The sequence below is a fragment of the Glaciibacter kafniensis genome (assembly GCF_039538945.1).
GTDB lineage: Bacteria > Actinomycetota > Actinomycetes > Actinomycetales > Microbacteriaceae > Cryobacterium > Cryobacterium kafniensis.
Genome location: NZ_BAABCN010000002.1, coordinates 1223778 through 1242613 on the forward strand (window position 1 = coordinate 1223778; position 18836 = coordinate 1242613).

Sequence of the window (18836 nt, forward strand, 5' to 3'; positions counted from 1 at the left end):
GGGTGATGTCCCAACTTCGGTGACGGATGGTGGGTGCGAAACTACCCGGTGATTGCGCCTTCGGCAGCTGAGTGAACAAGCTTTGCGTACTTGGCGAGAACACCGCGGGTGTAACGCGGGGGAAGTGGAGCCCAGCCTTCTCGGCGGGTGGCCAGCTCGGAAGGATCGACAAGTAGGTCGAGCGTGCGAGCTGCGATATCGACCCGTATGAGATCACCATCGCGCACGAATGCGATTGGACCTGCGTCCACCGCTTCGGGTGCTATGTGGCCGATGCACAGTCCGGTTGTGCCGCCTGAGAATCGACCGTCAGTCAATAGTAGTACATCGCTGCCGAGGCCTGCGCCCTTGATGGCCGCAGTGATGGCGAGCATCTCCCGCATGCCGGGGCCGCCCTTGGGGCCCTCGTAGCGGATGACGACCACGTCGCCCTTGTTGATGAGTCCAGCGGTCAGGGCATCCATGGCACCGCGTTCGCGCTCGAACACGCGGGCGGGGCCCTCGAAGATCGAGGCGTCGAAGCCGGCGGTCTTCACGACGGCGCCCTCGGGAGCGAAGGTGCCCTTGAGCACCGTGAGACCACCGGTGGCGTGGATCGGGTTGTCGAGGGTGCGGATGACTTCACCGTCGAGAGCCGGCGGGTTGATCTCCGCGAGGTTCTCTGCCACGGTCTTGCCGGTGACGGTCAGGGCGTCACCGTGGATCAGGCCGGCCTCGAGCAGCGCCTGCATGACGGCCGGAACTCCACCGTGACGGTCGACGTCGTTCATCACGTACTTGCCGAACGGCTTGAGGTCGCCGATATGCGGCACCTTGTCGCCGATGCGGTTGAAGTCGTCGAGGGTCAGCTCGACCTCGGCCTCGTTAGCGATCGCGAGCAGGTGCAGCACGACGTTGGTCGAACCGCCGAAGGCCATGGCCACGGCGATGGCGTTCTCGAACGCCTTCTTGGTCAGGATGTCGCGGGTGGTGATGCCGAGGCGCAGCATGTTGACCACGGCTTCGCCTGAGCGGTGCGCGTAGTAGTCACGGCGGCGGTCGGCGGAGGCCGGCGAGGCCGAGCCGGGCATGCTCATGCCGAGGGCCTCTGCGACGCTGGCCATGGTGTTTGCGGTGTACATGCCACCACAGGCACCTTCGCCCGGGGCAAACGCACACTCGATGCGCTTGGCATCTTCGGCGCTCATGCGGCCGGCCTTGACCGCGCCGACGGCTTCGAAAGAGTCGATGATGGTGATGTCTTTTTCGGTGCCGTCAGACAGCTTCACCCAGCCGGGTGCGATTGATCCGGCGTAGAGGAACACGCTGGCCAGGTCGAGGCGAGCGGCAGCCATCAGCATGCCGGGCAGCGACTTGTCACAGCCGGCGAGCAGCACAGAGCCGTCGAGGCGCTCTGCCATCATCACGGTCTCAACGGAGTCGGCGATGACCTCCCGGGAGACGAGCGAGAAGTGCATGCCTTCGTGGCCCATGGAGATGCCGTCTGAAACGGAAATCGTGCCGAACTGCAGCGGGTATCCGCCGCCGGAGTGCACGCCTTCCTTCGACGCCTGAGCGAGGCGGTCGAGCGACAGGTTGCAGGGAGTGATCTCGTTCCACGAGCTCGCAATACCGATCTGAGGCTTGTCCCAGTCGGCGTCTCCCATGCCCACGGCGCGGAGCATTCCGCGTGAGGTCATGGCTTCGATTCCGTCGGTGACTACACGGCTTCGTGGTTTCATATCGTTCTCAGGCATGCAAAGAGTCTAGAACCTCGGGGGCGGCACGCTGTCGCACCTGAATCGCACCGCCCGACACGCTTAGAGCGTGCGCGCAGCCACCGCGGCCGCCCGAAAATCGGCCAGCAGCGCGAGAACCTGGGCCACTTCATCCGGCCCTTGCACTCGATAGCCCGCCAGAGAGGCCCCCGGCCCGATCTTCAGCCCCAGGTCGTCGCTGCGCAGCACCGCGAACGCGTCCTCATCGGTGACATCGTCGCCGGCATACATCACCCGGTCGGCACCGGTGTGAGCCCGCAGCTGTTCGAGCGCGTCGCCCTTCGTGCGCGAGCGAACCGAGAACTCGAGCACGTTCTTGCCCTCGCGCACGGTCAGGGTCGGCAGGATCTCGCTGAGCTGGGAGCGCGCCTCGCGCTGAGCAGCATCTCCCTCACCGAGAGCGGTGAGTCGAGTGTGCAGAACCATGCCAGCCGGCTTGCGCTCCACCCAGGCACCGGCGACGGATCCGGCGATGCGTTCGAGCACGCGTGCCAGCGTCTCGAGCTGTTCGAGCTCGGCGGCCACCAGGCTGAGTTCGATGGTCGGGGTGTCGAGTTTCACCTCGATGCCGTGTGAACCGGTCAGTAGCACCTCGTCCGGCGGATCCGCCACGTGCTGCAGGCTGACCAGGGCACGCCCCGACACAAAGGCCACCCGCACGCCGTCAAGGTGCAGCAGCCGTTGCACCGCCTCGGCGACCCCTTCGGTGGCCCGAGCGTTCTCCGGCTCGTCGACCAGGGGCGCCAGGGTGCCGTCGAAGTCGAGCGCGACGAGCAGGGTCGGTGCGCTGGCGAGGTCCCGCAATCCAGCAACGAGATTCTCGGGAACACCGGCGGCCACCTTGGCGCCGCCGGTCAGGGTTTCCAGAAATGACGCGGACCAGGCCGCGACATCGTTGTCGAAGACCTTGCGTCGCAGTGCACGCATCCGTCGCGAGCGTTCACGCTTGGGCATGTTCACGGCCTGCAGAATTGCCGACTTCACGTCTTCGATGTCATGAGGGTTGATCAGAACTGCCTGTTTCAACTCATCGGATGCCCCGGCGAACTCGCTGAGCACCAGCACGCCGTCGTTGTCGAACCGCACGGCCACATACTCTTTGGCCACAAGGTTCATGCCGTCGCGGAGCGCGGTCACGAGCATGACGTCGGCCGATAGGTAGAGGGCGACCATCTCCTCGCGGGGATAACCGTGGTGGTGATAGCTGATCGCGGGGTGACCGATGGTGGAGTGGTCGCCGTTCAGGCGTCCGACGGCCAGCTCGATCTCGTCGCGCAGATCCATGTAAGCGGCAACCCGCTCGCGGGAGGGACTCGCCACCTGCACCAGCGTCACGTCCTCGGCCGAGAGGCTTCCCTCGGCCAGAAGCTCGCCGTAGGCCTTGATTCGGTGGCCGATGCCCTTGGTGTAGTCAAGCCGGTCGACGCCGAGCATGATCGTCTTCGGGTTGCCGAGTTCTTCACGGATCTGACGGGACCGCTCCTGGATGTCCGGCCGCTTGGCCAGTTCCTCGAAGCTGGCGGAGTCGATGGAGATCGGAAAGTGGCGGGCGATGACCCGGCGGGAGTGCTGGGCGGTGTCGGGAACGTCGATGGCGGTGCCACGGGTGGGGTATCCGAACAGGCGACGCACGGCTCGGGAGAAGTTACCGGCATCCGCCACCCGCTGAAAGCCGATCAGGTCGGCGCCGAGCAGGCCGTCGAGAATCTGTTTGCGCCAGGGCAGCTGGGAGTAGATGCCGTAGGGCGGGAACGGAATGTGGTTGAAGAACCCGATCACGAGGTCGGGACGTGCGTCGCGCAGCATCCGCGGCACGAGCTGCAGTTGATAGTCCTGAACCCACACGGTTGCGCCGGGAGCGGCCACCGCTGCGGCGGCCGCGGCGAAACGCTTGTTCACCGTGACATAGGAGTCCCACCATTCGCGGTGAAAACTCGGCGGGGAGATGACGTCATGGTAGAGCGGCCAGAGGGTGTCGTTAGAGAAACCCTCGTAGTAGAACTCCACATCCTGCGTGCTGAGCCGCACAGGAACAATCGAGATTCCGTCGTTGGAGAACGGTTCGAAATCACGGTCCGCCACCCCGGGCCAGCCCACCCAGGCGCCTTCGGATTCGCGCATCAACGGCTCGAGCGCCGTGACCAGCCCGCCGGGCGAGGTGCGCCAAGACTCGGTTCCGTCCGGTGCGACCTCATGGTCGACCGGGAGGCGGTTCGACACGACGACGAGGGAGTAGGTGTCAGCTCGGCCGCGGGAAACCGGGGTATTGGCAGAATGTGAGATAACGCATCCGTTCCGGTGCATACACATACAGGGAACACACCATTGATTGATTCGAGGTTACCAGCCAGTCCTCGGCGCAATCCTTAAATGTGCGCAAAAGTCGGCGACCACGACGTCGGCCACGACGGGTAGCCTGTCTCTCGGAGGCCACAATGAGACGATTTCTTTTCAGCGGAGCCATGATCGGCGTGCTCAGCAGCGGCTGGAGCGCGGTGCAGGCCACGCGACACGGGCCGCGCGATTGGCGTTTGATCCTCATTTGGATCAGCTGGGGGCTCGGCGCTGCCATCGCCATCGGAACGGTCATCAAAGACGCCGATGAGCGCCAGATCGAGCGCTAAGTCATCACTCCTCGGCGTGTCAAGCCCCAGTTTGGCCCTCGACCGGCGAAACTGAGTGTGCCTGGTTCTTGGGAAGGGGCTTATCATGTTCGGTCGTCGACGTCGCGTCGCACCCGTGATTCACACACCCGTCATCCAGACGCCGCTCCCCGAGTTGAGCGATGAACGCGTCTACGAACTGCTGCACGGGCGGATCGCCCAGATTCTCGGCGCCGACGGCGAATGGACCCTGGTTCCGCGGTCGTCGGCCGACACCGATGCCATCTTCCACGGCCTCAAGGCCGAAGAGATCGCGGCGACACTTGCCACAATCCTGCGCGTGAACACGGCCGAACTGCGGGGCGAAGTCGCAGCGCAACCGACCTCGCTGCCCTGGTCACCTGCACCGATCACCGTGTGGGCGGATGCGCCGAGTACGCCCGTCGACGTCGCATCCATGGATGCAGCATCCGTGTCTGAAGCATCCGCGGCACTCGTCTCGGTCGCACGCACATCCGTCGCAGCCTGACCGTCGCAGCCTGACCGCTGCCGCCTGACCGCTGCTCAGCAATCGCTGCCTCCCCGATGGCCGAATTGCCGCCGCGCGGGTCCAGCGCCGACGCGCGGGCCGGCCCCAACGCGCGCAGCGGCACCCGACCCGCGCGACGACGTTTCGCTCGGCGCCACGTCAGCCGAGCGGCGCCCACTCCGCCGGGCCGGCCGTTCCAGCCGGATACTCCTCCAGGGGCACGCTGTTCTCGCGCCAGGCCGTCACGACCGGGGCCACGATGCGCCAGCATTCCTCCGCGGTGTCGCCGCGCACCGACAACGCCGGGTCACCGTCGAGAATTCCCTCGAGCACCTCGCCGTATGCGAGAAGCTCTCCCGGCCCGAACGTCACATCGAGGCGAGCCCTCTCGAGCACATGCGGGTCGCTCGAGCCATTGACATTGATCTCCAGCGACATCTCGTCTGGCGCCAGAAAAATGCGCAGCACTGTCGGGTCGTCCCTCCCCCGCAGGCCGACCGGAAGGTGCGACGCCGGCTTGAAGGTGACCACAATCTCGCGGCGGTGCTCGCCGAGTGCTTTGCCCGAGCGCAGGGTAAACGGAACTCCCGCCCAGCGCCAGGTGTTGATCTCGACCGTCATCTCGGCCAGCGTCTCCGTCGCACGAGAGGCGACGACGCCCTTCTCGTCGGCGTACGCCGGGAGCGGATGCCCATCGACGACTCCCGCCGCATACCTGGCTCGTCGGCTCGCCCGTTTGGGGCTGCCCCCGCGAATCCGGGTCGCGCGCAGCACGATTCCCTTGGCATCACGCAGGTCGGCGGCGCCGAGCGTTGACGGCGGCTCCATGGCCACCACGGCCATCACCTGCAGGAGATGGCTCTGGATCATGTCGACGAGCGCACCGGCTTTGTCGTAGTAGCCGGCCCGGCCCTCGAGGCCCAGCTGCTCGTCATAGACGATGTCGACTCTGGCGATGTGCTCGTTGTTCCAGAGCGGTTCGAAGATGCGGTTGGCGAACCGCAGGCCGAGCAGATTGAACACCGTCGACCGGCCGAGAAAGTGGTCGACCCGATAGATCTGGGCTTCGGGAACGAGGGCGGCCAACTGCGCGTTGAGGGCCACCGCGGCTGCCTCGTCGACGCCGAACGGCTTCTCGAGAGCCAGCTCGATTCCGGGCGGTAACTTGACCTCGGCGAGCGCCGCACACACCCGGGTGGTGACGGCGGGCGGCAGGGCAAAGTAGATCGCCGGGGTTCCCTCGCACTCCGCGAGCAACGCGACGAGTGACGCCGGGTCAGTCACGTCGGCCTGGTGATAGCTCGTTGTGGCGATCAGGTGGTCGACCGCGACCCCGGATGCCTCGGCCTCGGCGAAAGACGTGCGCACGACGTTTCGCCACTCGTCCGCCGAGAGCGCATCACTCGCCGCGCCGATGAGCCGCAACGGCCGCTCAGGATGCCTGGTCAGAAGCTGACCGAGGGCAGGAAGGAGGAGTCGAGCGGACAAATCCCCGCTCGCACCCAGAATCAGTAGCGTCGAAATTGACTGCACCATTGACCCACCGTAGCTGTCAGGATGGCTTTATGGCACTCAACATTGAGGATTATGCCCTGGTGAGCGATTGCCGTTCCGCGGCGTTGGTCGGTCGCACGGGCAGCATCGACTGGCTCTGCCTGCCGCGGTTCGACTCCGCCTCGTTGTTCGGGGCACTTCTCGGCAATGAGGAGCATGGCCGTTGGCTGTTGACCCCCACTGATGTCGATGCCACCTGCACCCGTTCCTACATCAGTGACTCGTTCATGCTCAAGACGGTGTGGACAACGGCGACCGGGCAGGTCGAGGTCATCGACTTCATGCCGTACGGGGATCGTCGCGCCGATCTCGTTCGCCTGGTGCGCGGGCTCCGCGGCACCGTCGAGATGCACCAAGATCTGCGCATCCGTTTCGGCTATGCCTCAACGGTGCCGTGGGTGCGCCAACTGCGCGGTGAGACGGCGCACGGCCTGATTGCCATCGCCGGGCCCGATGCAATCGTGGTGCGCGGTCCGCTGCTCCATGCTTCTGATCATCGGCACGTGTCTGAGTTCAGCGTCGACGAAGGCGAGTCGGTCGACCTGCAGATGACCTGGTATCCCTCTCATCGGGACACCCCCGGCCCGATCGATATCGAGGGCGCATTCGCGCGCACCGCAGACTGGTGGGAAGGCTGGGCACTCTCGTGCCGGCACGAGGGGCCCTATCACGCCGAGGTCGTGCGGTCGATGCTCGTGCTGCGCGCCCTCACGCACGAGAAGACCGGGGGCATCGTCGCTGCCGCAACGACGTCGTTGCCCGAGAGTTTCGGCGGTACCCGCAATTGGGACTACCGCTATGTCTGGCTGAGGGATGCGTCGCTGACCCTGGAGGTGCTGCTCTCGCATGGCTATGACTCCGAGGCGTCAGGCTGGCGCGGCTGGTTGTTGCGCGCCGTGGCCGGCGACCCGAATGATGTGCAGATCATGTACGGCTTGGCCGGCGAGCGCTATCTGCCGGAACACGAGCTGTCGAGCCTGCCCGGCTATCGTGATTCGGCCCCGGTGCGGGTGGGCAATGCCGCAGTCAATCAATTTCAATTGGATGTGATCGGCGAGGTGATGGTGGCCCTTCACGCCGCCCGCACAGCCGGGGTCACGGAGTCCGCCTTCTCGTGGCCGCTGCAGCGTGCCTTGATGACGTTCCTCGAGCTGAACTGGCATCGGGCAGACCAGGGCATCTGGGAGATGCGGGGGCCGGCTCGCGAGTTCACCCACTCGCGGGTGATGGTGTGGGCGGCCTTCGATCGCGCGGTGCGGGCAATCACCGAACACGGAATGGAAGGCCCATTGGTGCGATGGACTGCACTGCGGGATCAACTCAAACGTGACATCGAAGAACGCGGCTTCAGCCGGGCCCGCAACAGCTATACGCAGTTCTTCGGCAGTGAGCAGGTCGACGCGTCGTTGCTGGTTCTCCCTCAGGTCGGTTTCTGCGCTGCCGACGATCCGCGCATGCTCGGCACTGTCGCTGCGATCGAGTCCGACCTGCTCCGCGACGGGCTGGTGTTGCGCTACCGCGACCAGTCAACGGTGGATGGGCTCACCCCCGGCGAGAATCCGTTTCTGGCGTGCTCATTCTGGCTGGTCGAGCAGTATGCCGCTTCAGGTCGCCAGACGGATGCGACGGAGCTGATGGATCGGCTTGTCGGCTTCGTCAATGACGTCGGCCTGTTGTCCGAGCAGTACGACGTGACGAACGGGCATCAGGCCGGCAATACCCCGCAGGCGTTGTCGCACCTGGCGCTGGTGCGGGCCGCCGATGCGATCGTGGGCGGTACAGAGTCGCCGTGTCGCTGAGGCAGCAGCCGCTGCATCCGCGACTGCCGCAGCCACCGCATCCGCCGCGCCCGTTCTAGAGATTCGCAGGATTCTTTGTAGGTCTTCGTCGCCACCGCGCGAGCGGCGAATTCTAGATTGATGACCATGCCTTCATCGCCTGAATCGTTTGCTCCCGCCCGCCGCCGGAGCACGCTGACCGCCCGGGATCTCGCTCAGATCGCGATCTTCGCCGCCCTCATCGCCGCGCTGGGCCTGCCGGGATCGCTCAGCCTCGGCTCCGTTGCGGTTCCGCTCACCTTCCAGACCCTCGGGGTCATGCTGGCCGGCGCGCTACTCGGCGCACGCAAGGGCGTTCTGGCGGTGCTGCTGCTGCTCGTGCTGACAGCGGCCGGGCTCCCCCTGCTCTCGGGCGGCCGTGGCGGCTTGGTCTGGTTCACCACCTCTCCGTCCGCCGGCTACCCCTACGGCTGGCTCCTCGGTGCCGCCGTGATCGGCTACCTCACCTCGCTCCTGCTGCCGAGATACCGGTTCTGGCCCGCCATCGGCGCCACCGTGCTCGGCGGAATTGTCGCCGTCTACCTGATCGGTGTTCCCGTGACGGCACTCAACACCGGCGCACCCCTCTGGGTGGCACTGGTCGACAGCACCAAGTTTCTTCCTGGCGACCTGATCAAGGTCGTTGTGACGGTGCTCGTTGCCAGCCAGGTGCACAAGGCCTATCCAGGACTCATCCCGGTGCGTGGTCGCCGAGCTTCCGTGCAAGCGAATGACGAAACGGATGCCGGAACGGATGCCGGATCGGGTGCCCGGGCGCACGCACACACTGACGCCGACGCACCGTCCGCACCGTCCGCGCCGTCCGCGCCGTCCGCCGGCTAGCCGATGGCCACCATCGCCTTTGACTCGATCTCCCACGCGTTCGGAGAACGCCGTGTGCTGCAGGACGTCAGCCTCACCCTGACCGAACACCGGATCGGCATCGTCGGAGCCAACGGTTCGGGCAAGTCGACCCTGGTGCGCCTGATCAACGGTTTGATCACGCCGCAACGGGGGCGAGTGAGCGTCGACGGCGTCGACGTGTCCCGGCACGCCCGCGAGGTGCGTCGACGCGTCGGGTTCGTCTTCACGAATCCCGACAATCAGATTGTGATGCCGACCGTTGAAGAGGACGTGGCGTTCACGCTCCGCCGGCGCGGCCTCAGCAAGGATCAGATTGCCGAACGAACGGCGCTCACCCTCGAGCGGTTCGGCCTCGCCGCACACGCCGCACACCCGGCACATCGTTTGTCTGGCGGGCAGAAACAGCTTCTGGCCTTGGCCGCCGTGCTCGTCGCAGAACCCGATGTGGTGATAGCCGACGAACCGACCACACTGCTCGATGCCCGCAATGCCCGTCAGATCGGCGAACTGTTGCAGTCACTCCCGCAGCAGCTCATCGTCGTCACTCATCAGCTCGACCTGCTCGCCGACTTCGACAGGGTCATTGTGATCGAAGAGGGTCGGGTTGCCGTCGACGGCGCTCCCGCCGTCGCACTCGACGCCTACCGAGCGTTGCTCGCATGATCGGTCTCTACTCCCCCGGCACCTCGCTGATCCACCGGGCGCCGACCGGGTTGAAGCTGCTGCTGCTCTCGGTGGGTGCGATCGTCGTGAGCACGATTCAGGATCCAGTCGTGCTCGGCGGAGCCGCGCTCGTGGTCGCCGCGCTCTTCGTCATCGCCCGGGTGCCGGCCGCAGCGGCGGCACGCCAGATCACTCCCATCCTCTGGATGCTCGTGATCGTCGTTCCCATCCAGGGTCTGCTCGCCGGCTGGCTGATCGCCGGCCTGATGGCGGTGCGTCTGATCGTCGCCGTCGCGCTGGCCGCGCTCTTCACCCTCACTACGCCCGTGTCTTCAGTGCTTGAGACATTTCAACGGATGCTCCGCCCGTTCCGCCGCTGGATCGACGGCGACCGGATCGGACTGCTCGTCGCGCTGACGATCCGCTGCATCCCGCTCCTCGCCGACATCGTCGCCGAAGTGCTCGAAGCCAGGAAGGCCAGGGGAACCCGTGGCTCGCTGCTCGCCCTCGCGGTGCCCGTCGTGGTGCGTTCGCTCTACGCCGCCGATGCGCTCGGTGAGGCGCTGATCGCGCGCGGCTTCGACGACTGACCCGGCCGCCGGCATCCGTGTCACTGAGCGCCTCGCGGTGACCACGTAGGGTGTCCACTCAGGCTGCATTCAGCTTCTGCATAGAACCACACGGCATCCTTGAGCAATACGTCTGCATCCGTCACGTTCTAAAGAGAGATTTTCTGTGCGCAAACTTCCTGTCCTCCTCGTCATTGCCGGCGCCGCTCTGGCGCTGACCGGCTGCGGCAGCAGCGTGTCGAACCCGTCTGCTGACTCAACTTCGACTTCCGCCGCTGCAGCATGCACCCCGGCGGGCAAGATTTCGGACTCCGTCGATGTCAGTGGCGACTTCGGCACCGCCCCGAAGGTCACCTTCACGTCTCCGCTCGCCACCCCGGATACGACAGAGCGTTCCGTCGTCATTAAGGGCTCCGGCAAGGAGAAGGCGAAGACCAACTCGGTGCTCGACGTCTCATACACGGCGTACAACGGCACGACCGGCAAGACCATCGACACCACCGACTACGGTACGGATGCGAAGAGCACCACGCTCAGCGTCGACACGACGAAGTACATCCCCGGTCTGGTCAAGGCCGTGAACTGCGCCGTCAGCGGCGACCGCGTCGTCGCCGTGATGCCGCCGGCCGACGCGTTCGGCGACACAGGCTCCACTGACTCCGGCGTCGGGGCGAAAGACTCGCTGATCTTCGTGATCGACGTCAACAAGGTCACTGCTGCCCCGGTTGTGCTTGACAAGGCGAACGGTGCAGAGCAGAAGCCCGAAGCCGGCCTGCCGACGGTCAAGCTCGCCAAGGACGGCGCACCCACGATCACCATCCCGAAGACCGATCCCCCCACCGAGCTGAAGATCGCTGACCTCAAGAAGGGCGACGGAGCCGTCGTGGCAGAAGGCGACACCGTCAATGTGCACTACACCGGCGTGATCTGGGCGACCGGCAAGACCTTCGACTCGTCGTGGAAGAGCGGCACCCCCGCCTCGTTCGCGACCACCGACGTCATTGCCGGCTTCGGCAAGGCACTCGTCGGTCAGGCCGTCGGTTCCCAGGTCATCGCGGTCATCCCACCGGCAGAGGGCTACGGCGCAGGCGGCGCGTCCGGCGCCGGAATCAGCGGAACCGACACGCTCGTTTTCGTCGTCGACATTCTGGGAACGACTCCCGCCGCGAAGTAGTCGACCGGCACCGAGCCAGGGGCGTCCCGACGCTCGAACGAATCATCGTTCGAAGCATCGGGTCGCCCCTTTTGCGCGCCTCCCCGTTGCGCGAGGTCGAGAGAGCTCTCCCCTTCTGGCCGCTCATGAGTCTGAGTAGCATGCAGGCGGATACGGCACCAGCCGTCTCCGTCGCTGCTGTGGTCGGAGAAGAAATCATGGATTGGAAAATCGAACTCGTCGCCGTTCCCGTCACGGATGTCGATCGGGCCAAGGCGTTCTATGTCGACCAGGTCGGCTTTCACGACGACTACGACGTGCAGGTAGACGAGAACCTGCGGTTCGTGCAGCTGACCCCGCCCGGTTCGGCCTGCTCAATCGTGCTGGGCACTGGTATCACCGAGATGAAGCCCGGCAGTCAGCTCGGGATTCAGATCGTTGTGCCGAACGCGGAAGAAGCGCGTGCGCACCTGGTTGACAACGGTGTCGACGCCAGCGAGGTCGAAGTGAAGGATTGGGGAAGCTTCGTGCGGTTCGCCGACCCCGACGGCAACACCTGGGCATTGCAAGAGATACCGGTGCGCACCTAACCGAAACGCGGAAGCAGACGATAGTCCTCGTAAAGGCCCTACCGGAGGACGAAACACGCATCATGACACCACCGCGCTCGATCGCCGCATCGCTCACTGGGCCGCACATCACGAGCTTTGCGCCTCGGATAGAAATCACGCCAGACCGCCACGGAGACCTGCCGGCGTTGCTCGTCGACCCGATCGACAATCGTGGACGCCGGATCGAAGGCCTCTGGATGCTCGACGGCGCCGGCAACCCGACGTCGAGCGCCGTGTACCGCTGGGTCGAGACGCGCCATCGCTAAGACAGAAGCATCCCTGCCACACCGGGAAGCACTGCTCGCTGATTCATCGACTGCTCGCTGATTCATCGACATGGCACGCAAAAACGGCGTCCGGGATACGAATCCCGAACGCCGTTCTTTCGTCCTGTCGCTGACAGGACCTGACGAGCCTTAGTCCGTCAGTTCTGCGACGTAGTCCTTGTTCTCGACCATCCACTTCTTCACGATGGGATCGTAGTCGCCCGCTCCTGCTGCGTCGCCGTTGAACATGACGTTCTCCAGGCCGTACAGCTTGTCGGAATCAAGCGTGAAGTCCTTGATCCAGCTGGAGAGAACCGGGAAGTCCTTCTCGAATGACAGGCTTCCGATCGAGTGAATCGATTCGGTCGTGCCCAGCGCACCCTTCGGATCTGCGAGGTTCTTCAGGTCGAACTCGTCGTAGGCCCAGTGCGGCGCCCACAGCGTGACGGCGATGTTCTCGCCGGAATCCATGGCGGCCTTCAGCTCAGACAGCATGGCCGGTGTCGACGACGTGACGAAGTCCATTCCGCCCAGTCCGTACTGCGGAATCGCGTTCTGCTCTGTGGCGTCGGTGAGACCGGCCCCCGGCTCGATGCCCACAATGCGGTTATCGAACAGGTCGGCATTGGCCGCGAGCTCCTCGAGCGAATCGATCGGGGCATCCGCGTTCACCGCGATGAAGTTGGCGGCATCGTCGTTCCACGAACCCAGATCAACAAGTTTGTCGCCGTATTTCTCCATGTACGCCTTGTGCGTGGTCGGCAGCCAGGAGTCGAGCACGAGGTCGTAGTCTCCGGCGCTGAGCCCGATGTACGCCGTGCCGGCATCCGCATATTCGAGGTCGACGTTGTAGCCCTCGTCTTCCAGGATGTTCTTCCAGAGATAGGAGGCAGCCTCGCCCTCCGGCCAGCCGTTGAAGACGGCGATCGTGAGGTCTTTCTTGTCACCGTTCTCTGGGCCGGCTGAGCTGGAACTCGAGTTCGCAGCGGTCACTCCGGTGACGGCCAGTGCGGCAATGACCACTGCAGCGCCGGTCGCGATGAGTCCCTTGCGCAGCGGACTGGCGGGCACGCCGGATTTTGCCTTCGCCTTCGCCGCGGACCGAGCGAAGAGGCGCTTCGGGCTGGGAGCTCCCAGCGACGCGGTGAGGCGGTCAAGCAGAATGGCGAGGATCACGACAGAGAGACCGGCTTCGAAGCCGAGGCCCACGTCGATGCGGCTGAGGGCCTGCACGATCTGGCCACCCAAACCACCGGCGCCGACCATGCCTGCAATGACAACCATCGAAAGCGACAGCATGATCACCTGGTTGACGCCGGCCATGATGGTCGGAGCCGCAAGGGGAAGCTGAATCTGGCGCAGGATGCGACGGGGCGAGGCGCCGAAGGCGTGACCGGCCTCGACAACTTCCTTGTCAACGCCGCGGATGCCGAGTTCGGTCATTCGAACGCCGGGAGCCAGCGAGAAGATGATCGTCGCGACGATGCCGGGAACGACACCGACGCGGAACAAGATCAGCGCAGGAATCAGGTACACGAACGCCGGCATGGTCTGCATGAAGTCCAGCACGGGCTTCAGAATTTTCGACGCCGTGTTCGATCGTGCAGCCAAGATGCCCAGCGGCACGCTGATGATGATCGCGATGATCGCGGCGACGAGCACCAGAGCCAGCGTGTCCATGGCGTTAGCCCACTGGTTGACACCGGCGATCAGGAGAAGTCCAACGGCGGTGCCGACTCCGAAGATCCAGCCTCTCGCCCAGACTCCCAGTGCGGCGATCAACACGACGAGCACCCAGAACGGCGGGGTCTGCAGGAGCAAGTCGACGCCCTCGTAGAAACCGCCGAAGATGGCGCTGATCACGTTGAACACCGGCTGGAAGACGTCGGTGATGAATTGCACAAAGGCCTCAGCCCAGGTGCCGATGGGAAGACGGATGTCGGTCATCGCGAACCTCCTTCAGTTGCGGCCAACACCGGGGTGGATGCGGCTTCCTCCGCGGCAGCAGCGGCAGGCGCCGTCTCGCGTAGCGTTTCGGTGATCACGTCGATCGAATAGGTGGCGGGCGGCTCGACGATCTCGAGCTCACTCGTATTCGCCGGCACGTTTCCCAGCGCGGCAAGCAGCGTGACGCGGGGAATGACACCGAGCAAGCGCTGCTTGTCGTCGACAACGGCAACCGGGAGCGGGCTCTCAACGGAGAGTTCGAACAGGTCGCTGAGGTGGGCGTCGGGTTCGATGGTCGCCACGTCGTTGCGCACGATGCGGCCCAGGTCGGTCTCGCCGGCCTTGACCTGGCGCATGACGTCCTTATCGTGGACGACGCCGATGAGCTTGCGGCCGGTGCTGAGCACGAACGCGGCAGAGGTCTGCAGGTCGCGCATGGTGCGCAGCGCGGCACGCGGGCCGGCGGACGCCGAGACGACGGACTTCGCCGGCTCCATCACACCGGATGCGGTGAGAACGCGAGCCCGGTCGACATCCTGCACGAACTGGGCGACATAGTCATTCGCCGGGTCGGTGAGAATCTCGTCTGGAGTACCGATCTGCACGATGCGACCGTCGCGCATCACGGCAATGCGGTCACCGAGGAACATGGCCTCATTGAGGTCGTGGGTGATGAAGATGATCGTCTTGCCCAGTTCAGCCTGCAGCTCACGGAGCTGCTCCTGCATTTCGCGGCGGATGAGTGGGTCAAGCGCTGAGAACGCCTCGTCCATCAACAACACGTCAGTGTCGGCAGCCAAGGCCCGTCCGAGACCCACGCGCTGCTGCATCCCGCCCGAGAGCTCCGACGGCAGGCTGTCTGCCCAGCCGTCGAGGCCGACGAGACGGATGATGATGCGGGCGCGCTCCAACCGTTCGGCACGCGGCACACCCTGCACTTCAAGCCCGTACGCCACGTTGTCGATCACCGTGCGGTGCGGCAGCAGGGCGAAGTGCTGAAAGACCATCGAGATCTTGGTGCGGCGCACGTCGCGCAGCTGGGTGGCGGGAACCCCTGTGATCGGCACGCCACCGACGGTGACGGTGCCGCTGGTCGCCTCGTGGAGGCCATTCAGCATTCGGATGAGCGTTGATTTGCCCGAACCCGACAGTCCCATCACGACGAAGATTTCGCCGGTTTTCACTTCGAACGAAGCGTCAATGACAGCGGCGGTGCCGAGTGCTGTCAGGTCGGCGCGAGATGCGCCTGCTTCAAGTTTCTTCACGATCTCGTTCGGCCGACGGCCAAACGCTTTGTACAAATGCTCTGCCTTAACGGCAATGGTTTCAGTCACGGATTCTCCGGCGCACGCGCGCACAATTCTGCTAAGAACCGAGGCGGCATGCGCTCGTAACTTGCAGACGGGTAGGCCGTGACTGCAGCGCCTGAATCGGCGCCGTCTGGAGCGATCATGGGATCGCTTCCGTCAGGGCCTCACCTTACGTACACGCCCGAAACTTCATTGATTCAGCGTGGTCGCGTCCTGGGTGAGGGTCAGTAGACCGAGATTCAGCCTAGCAGACGCCCTTTTGCGGCAGCTGTGCGTGGGGGTGCCGCTACAGGCTGTGCGCGAAAAGTGTCGCCTCAACTGCGAGATCGAACGCGCAGCTTTCCCCGAAGAAAAGGCAGCCAGGGTGCCGAATAGACGAGCACACTCGGCGGCTCAGCACCGATCGTGAAGTCGGCCGCGCCGTACTTCCACAGCCGGTTGAAGAGAAACACCTGGATCGTCGCCGATCCGCCTGAGGCGATCTGCCAGGTTCCGCTCCCCCACTGCGCGGGCTGACCGCGCCCGTTGAGCACGACGGTGGGTTTCGGGAACCAGCCGATGGCAGGCTTGACGAGCACGAGCTCTAGCCGGTTGTGCGGCAACGGTGCAGAGGGAATCACCTGCTCAGCCTAGGGCGGTCTGGTTCAGGCACCGGCCAGTGATCGATCGACAGCGTCCGCGTGCACGTGCACGTGCACGCACGGTCGCGCCGCGTCGTCAGTCGAAGACGCGTCGCAGGTACGCGTTGTCGAACACTCCGCCTGGATCAAGGGTCGATCGCAGCCGAGCGAAGCCGTCGACGTGCGAATAGCGCTGCCGCAGCGTCTCGCCGCTGACCACGAACTGCTTGCCCCAATGCGGCCGGGGTGCAAACGGTTCGAGCGCGGCCTCGATCCAGGGAAGCAGGCGATTCACCGCCTCGACGTTGTTCTTCCAGGTGAAGTGGATGGCCACCGATGCACGCTCAGACGCCATGCTCAGCCAGAGCGAGTCTGCCGCAACGGTGCGGATCTCGGAGACGATCAGTTGTGCGGCGATCACATCGGCCAACTCCCGGATGGCGGCGATCGCGGCGGGGGCATCCGCTCGATGCACGAGGTACTCGCTTTGAATTTCGTCGCCGTTCGACGGCGTGGAGTCCAGGCGAAAATGCGGAAGCCTGTCCAGCCACCCACCGGGCGTGCCGCCCTGTGCCGTCGTATTCTCGGTCGAGCCGCCGACCGGTGAGTGCGGGGTGGACGTGCTGGGGGCGCCGAAGAAAATGCTCGGTATCTCTGAGCCTCCGGCGGCATCGAGTCGGGACTTCAGCCAGACCTGCTCGATCGCATCGCCGCGATAGCTCGTGAAGAGACTAACGCTGTACGCGGCAGAGGTGACCTCATCGAATCGGGTGAGCGCGGTCTCCCACGGGAGCCCCAGAAACACGTCCTGCCGCATCTGATACGAGGGTTCAACGTCGAGAGTCAGACTCGAGACCACTCCCATAGCGCCGAGCGAGGGAACCAGTCCCCCGAAATCAGCGGAGCTGCGGTCGAACTCCATGAGCTCACCGCTGCCGGTGATCAGCTCGATGCCAGACACCGCCGTCGATAGGGCGCCGTTTCGGTCGCCCGACCCGTGCGTGCCCGTTGCCGTCGCTCCGCCGATCGAGATGTGCGGAAGCGATCCCATGTTGTGCAACGCGAAACCCCGCGCATCGAGGTGCCTCGCGAGGGTGCCGTAGCTGACGCCAGCCGACACGCGCACCTGCCGGCGGGGGGTGTCCAGCTCGATTTCAGGGGTGATCCCTTCCATCGTCAACAGCTCGTCGCTGTCGGCGATGTCGTTGAACGAGTGCCGAGTGCCGAGCGCCCGAATTCGGCGGGCGCCGGCAACAATCCGTTGCGCTTCGACCACCGATGTCGGCCGATGGAGCGCGGTCGCTTGATAGGAATAGCTCCCCGACCAGGTCGAGCCGACGCCGGCGTCTGGGATCGTTCTCATCGCTCGTTCACGCCCACGAGAATACCCGTTGAGACAGTCACCGAAGTGACGAACATGAGCAGGCTCAGTCGGCGAGGATCAGGTAGAGGGCGCGCCGGGCCTCGTCGAGTTTTTCGATCGCGGCCGTGCGCTGGGCGTCGGTGGCATCGAATCGGAATTGCCGAACGACGCCGAACAGCTTTTCGACGCTCCCGTGGAAGGCCGCATCCGCGTCAGATTGACCGGGGGTTGCCTCCCATGCCTTTTTCAAGTCGTCGGCGTGCTCGGCCAAGTATGCCGTGCCGGCCTCCGTCAATTCGTACTCGGTGCGACGACCGTCGCCCGTGGGAGAAATGAGCTCCTCGTCGACGAGCTGTTGGAGCGTCGGGTACACCGAGCCAGGGCTTGGCCGCCAGGCTCCACCGGTCTTCTCCTCGATCGCCTTGATGAGTCCATAGCCGTTCGATGGCCCTTCGGCCAGCAACGACAGGATCACCGATCGGACGTCACCCTTGCCTGCCCGCCTGGAGCCTCGAGGGCCAGGACCAAAGCCGCGGCCGGCGCCGGCGAAACCCGGTCCGCCCGGGCCGAATCCTGCTCCCCTGCCGAACCCGCGACCGTGGCCTTGCTGGCCACGCTCGAACGATTCGTGGTTCGAGCGGTGAAACTCCGGGCCGAACTCCGTGCCATGTGTGTGATAAATGCGCTTCATAATCGCATCCACCTTTCGTGTCTATTGATGAACTGAGATATCCGCAGAACTTCTGCGATACCTCAAAGATATATCGTTAAGTTTCGATCTGTCAAGGATTCATAACCGATGCGGAGAACGCTCCGTGAAGTGCTGACCCACTGCACACGTCCAGCGCCGCCGCAGCCTCACCGGCCTTCAGGTAGCGGGTGGTTCTGGCACGTCAACACGCATCAACCAACGCGACAGGAGCCGTCCTCTCGACGCCTCGTCGTGGTTCACACTCCCCGCGAATTGGGGGTCACCGAGCTTGCACTGAGTCCAAGAAAGTTTCGTAGAGATGGCGATCATCGAGACGTATTCGTGGCTGCAAAGTCTGTATTTCGGCCTCGGCTCGCTGGAGCTGATCCTCGTGCTGGCGCTACTGGGCATCGCGCCGGCGCTCGTCTCCCCCGCGCCCCACGTGCAACCCACCCCCGTGAAGCACGCTCATGATTGCCTGTGACGGTCGCAGTCGCATCCAAGCCGAATAGGCTGTTG

At 64.7% G+C, this 18836-nt stretch carries 18 protein-coding genes; 10 read left to right on the forward strand and 8 right to left on the reverse strand.

The window, feature by feature from the left end; translation table 11 throughout:
* Nucleotides 1-41: 41 nt before the first annotated feature.
* Nucleotides 42-1736 (reverse strand): dihydroxy-acid dehydratase, encoded by a 1695-nt coding sequence (gene ilvD / locus ABD791_RS06265; protein WP_345063508.1) that lies wholly within the window; start codon nt 1734-1736, stop codon nt 42-44.
* A gap of 63 nt (nt 1737-1799) precedes the next feature.
* Nucleotides 1800-4061 (reverse strand): bifunctional alpha,alpha-trehalose-phosphate synthase (UDP-forming)/trehalose-phosphatase, encoded by a 2262-nt coding sequence (locus tag ABD791_RS06270; RefSeq protein WP_425562225.1) that lies wholly within the window; start codon nt 4059-4061, stop codon nt 1800-1802.
* A 131-nt stretch (nt 4062-4192) separates the two neighbouring features.
* Between ABD791_RS06270 and ABD791_RS06275 the strand changes: the two genes are divergently transcribed.
* A complete protein-coding gene (locus ABD791_RS06275; RefSeq protein ID WP_345063512.1) occupies nt 4193-4381 on the forward strand; it encodes a hypothetical protein in 189 nt (62 codons plus the stop codon).
* 115 nt (nt 4382-4496) lie between these two features.
* On the forward strand, nt 4497-4889 hold the full coding sequence (locus ABD791_RS06280; RefSeq protein WP_345063514.1) for a hypothetical protein: 393 nt from the start codon (nt 4497-4499) through the stop codon (nt 4887-4889).
* Between the two features lie 159 nt (nt 4890-5048).
* On the opposite strand, the gene ABD791_RS06285 is transcribed toward ABD791_RS06280, so the two are convergent.
* Nucleotides 5049-6425: a glucose-6-phosphate dehydrogenase gene (locus tag ABD791_RS06285; RefSeq protein WP_345063516.1), complete on the reverse strand. Its 1377-nt coding sequence runs from the start codon at nt 6423-6425 to the stop codon at nt 5049-5051.
* Between the two features lie 29 nt (nt 6426-6454).
* Here ABD791_RS06285 and ABD791_RS06290 point away from each other — a divergent pair, with 29 nt between their 5' ends.
* The 7 genes from ABD791_RS06290 (at nt 6455) to ABD791_RS06320 (ending at nt 12386) form a co-directional block, all read left to right on the forward strand.
* Nucleotides 6455-8242 (forward strand): glycoside hydrolase family 15 protein, encoded by a 1788-nt coding sequence (locus ABD791_RS06290; RefSeq protein ID WP_345063519.1) that lies wholly within the window; start codon nt 6455-6457, stop codon nt 8240-8242.
* Between the two features lie 126 nt (nt 8243-8368).
* Nucleotides 8369-9103: a biotin transporter BioY gene (locus ABD791_RS06295; protein ID WP_345063521.1), complete on the forward strand. Its 735-nt coding sequence runs from the start codon at nt 8369-8371 to the stop codon at nt 9101-9103.
* 3 nt (nt 9104-9106) lie between these two features.
* Nucleotides 9107-9787, forward strand: a complete 681-nt coding sequence (locus tag ABD791_RS06300; RefSeq protein ID WP_345063523.1) for an energy-coupling factor ABC transporter ATP-binding protein — start codon at nt 9107-9109, stop codon at nt 9785-9787.
* The gene (locus ABD791_RS06305; protein ID WP_345063525.1) at nt 9784-10377 is read left to right on the forward strand and encodes an energy-coupling factor transporter transmembrane component T family protein; all 594 of its coding nucleotides are present in this window, start codon (nt 9784-9786) and stop codon (nt 10375-10377) included. Before ABD791_RS06300 ends, ABD791_RS06305 begins: the two co-directional genes overlap by 4 nt.
* A gap of 145 nt (nt 10378-10522) precedes the next feature.
* Nucleotides 10523-11530: an FKBP-type peptidyl-prolyl cis-trans isomerase gene (locus tag ABD791_RS06310; RefSeq protein ID WP_345063528.1), complete on the forward strand. Its 1008-nt coding sequence runs from the start codon at nt 10523-10525 to the stop codon at nt 11528-11530.
* A gap of 197 nt (nt 11531-11727) precedes the next feature.
* Complete coding sequence (locus ABD791_RS06315) at nt 11728-12099, forward strand: glyoxalase superfamily protein (protein WP_345064542.1); 372 nt, start codon at nt 11728-11730, stop codon at nt 12097-12099.
* A 62-nt stretch (nt 12100-12161) separates the two neighbouring features.
* A complete protein-coding gene (locus ABD791_RS06320) occupies nt 12162-12386 on the forward strand; it encodes a hypothetical protein (protein WP_345063530.1) in 225 nt (74 codons plus the stop codon).
* A 150-nt stretch (nt 12387-12536) separates the two neighbouring features.
* Here ABD791_RS06320 and ABD791_RS21240 read toward each other — a convergent pair whose 3' ends face one another.
* The 5 genes from ABD791_RS21240 to ABD791_RS06350 all read right to left on the reverse strand — a co-directional run bounded on the left by ABD791_RS21240 (nt 12537) and on the right by ABD791_RS06350 (nt 18317).
* Complete coding sequence (locus ABD791_RS21240) at nt 12537-14333, reverse strand: ABC transporter permease/substrate binding protein (protein ID WP_425562226.1); 1797 nt, start codon at nt 14331-14333, stop codon at nt 12537-12539.
* On the reverse strand, nt 14330-15667 hold the full coding sequence (locus ABD791_RS06335; RefSeq protein WP_345063533.1) for a quaternary amine ABC transporter ATP-binding protein: 1338 nt from the start codon (nt 15665-15667) through the stop codon (nt 14330-14332). The genes ABD791_RS21240 and ABD791_RS06335 overlap by 4 nt, the downstream gene beginning before the upstream one ends.
* Before the next feature lie 290 nt (nt 15668-15957).
* Nucleotides 15958-16263: a hypothetical protein gene (locus ABD791_RS06340; RefSeq protein ID WP_345063535.1), complete on the reverse strand. Its 306-nt coding sequence runs from the start codon at nt 16261-16263 to the stop codon at nt 15958-15960.
* Nucleotides 16264-16360: 97 nt separating this feature from the next.
* Nucleotides 16361-17626: a D-arabinono-1,4-lactone oxidase gene (locus tag ABD791_RS06345; protein ID WP_345063539.1), complete on the reverse strand. Its 1266-nt coding sequence runs from the start codon at nt 17624-17626 to the stop codon at nt 16361-16363.
* Nucleotides 17627-17690: 64 nt separating this feature from the next.
* Complete coding sequence (locus ABD791_RS06350; protein WP_425562237.1) at nt 17691-18317, reverse strand: PadR family transcriptional regulator; 627 nt, start codon at nt 18315-18317, stop codon at nt 17691-17693.
* A gap of 319 nt (nt 18318-18636) precedes the next feature.
* On the opposite strand from ABD791_RS06350, the gene ABD791_RS06355 reads away from it, so the two are divergent.
* Entirely contained in the window at nt 18637-18801 is a 165-nt protein-coding gene (locus ABD791_RS06355) for a hypothetical protein (RefSeq protein ID WP_345063545.1), read from the forward strand.
* The last annotated feature ends 35 nt before the right edge of the window (nt 18802-18836 follow it).

What these genes read in the sequence shown, in the direction of transcription:
- ABD791_RS06295 (WP_345063521.1), top strand. Translation starts at nt 8,369, where the DNA reads ATGCCTTCATCGCCTGAATCGTTTGCTCCCGCCCGCCGCCGGAGCACG.
- ABD791_RS06320 (WP_345063530.1), top strand. Translation starts at nt 12,162, where the DNA reads ATGACACCACCGCGCTCGATCGCCGCATCGCTCACTGGGCCGCACATC.
- ABD791_RS06275 (WP_345063512.1), top strand. Translation starts at nt 4,193, where the DNA reads ATGAGACGATTTCTTTTCAGCGGAGCCATGATCGGCGTGCTCAGCAGC.
- ABD791_RS06355 (WP_345063545.1), top strand. Translation starts at nt 18,637, where the DNA reads ATGGCGATCATCGAGACGTATTCGTGGCTGCAAAGTCTGTATTTCGGC.
- ABD791_RS06345 (WP_345063539.1), bottom strand. Translation starts at nt 17,626, where the DNA reads ATGAGAACGATCCCAGACGCCGGCGTCGGCTCGACCTGGTCGGGGAGC.
- ABD791_RS21240 (WP_425562226.1), bottom strand. Translation starts at nt 14,333, where the DNA reads ATGACCGACATCCGTCTTCCCATCGGCACCTGGGCTGAGGCCTTTGTG.
- ABD791_RS06305 (WP_345063525.1), top strand. Translation starts at nt 9,784, where the DNA reads ATGATCGGTCTCTACTCCCCCGGCACCTCGCTGATCCACCGGGCGCCG.
- ABD791_RS06270 (WP_425562225.1), bottom strand. Translation starts at nt 4,061, where the DNA reads ATGCACCGGAACGGATGCGTTATCTCACATTCTGCCAATACCCCGGTT.
- ABD791_RS06300 (WP_345063523.1), top strand. Translation starts at nt 9,107, where the DNA reads ATGGCCACCATCGCCTTTGACTCGATCTCCCACGCGTTCGGAGAACGC.
- ABD791_RS06350 (WP_425562237.1), bottom strand. Translation starts at nt 18,317, where the DNA reads ATGAAGCGCATTTATCACACACATGGCACGGAGTTCGGCCCGGAGTTT.
- ilvD (WP_345063508.1), bottom strand. Translation starts at nt 1,736, where the DNA reads ATGCCTGAGAACGATATGAAACCACGAAGCCGTGTAGTCACCGACGGA.
- ABD791_RS06290 (WP_345063519.1), top strand. Translation starts at nt 6,455, where the DNA reads ATGGCACTCAACATTGAGGATTATGCCCTGGTGAGCGATTGCCGTTCC.
- ABD791_RS06315 (WP_345064542.1), top strand. Translation starts at nt 11,728, where the DNA reads ATGGATTGGAAAATCGAACTCGTCGCCGTTCCCGTCACGGATGTCGAT.
- ABD791_RS06285 (WP_345063516.1), bottom strand. Translation starts at nt 6,425, where the DNA reads ATGGTGCAGTCAATTTCGACGCTACTGATTCTGGGTGCGAGCGGGGAT.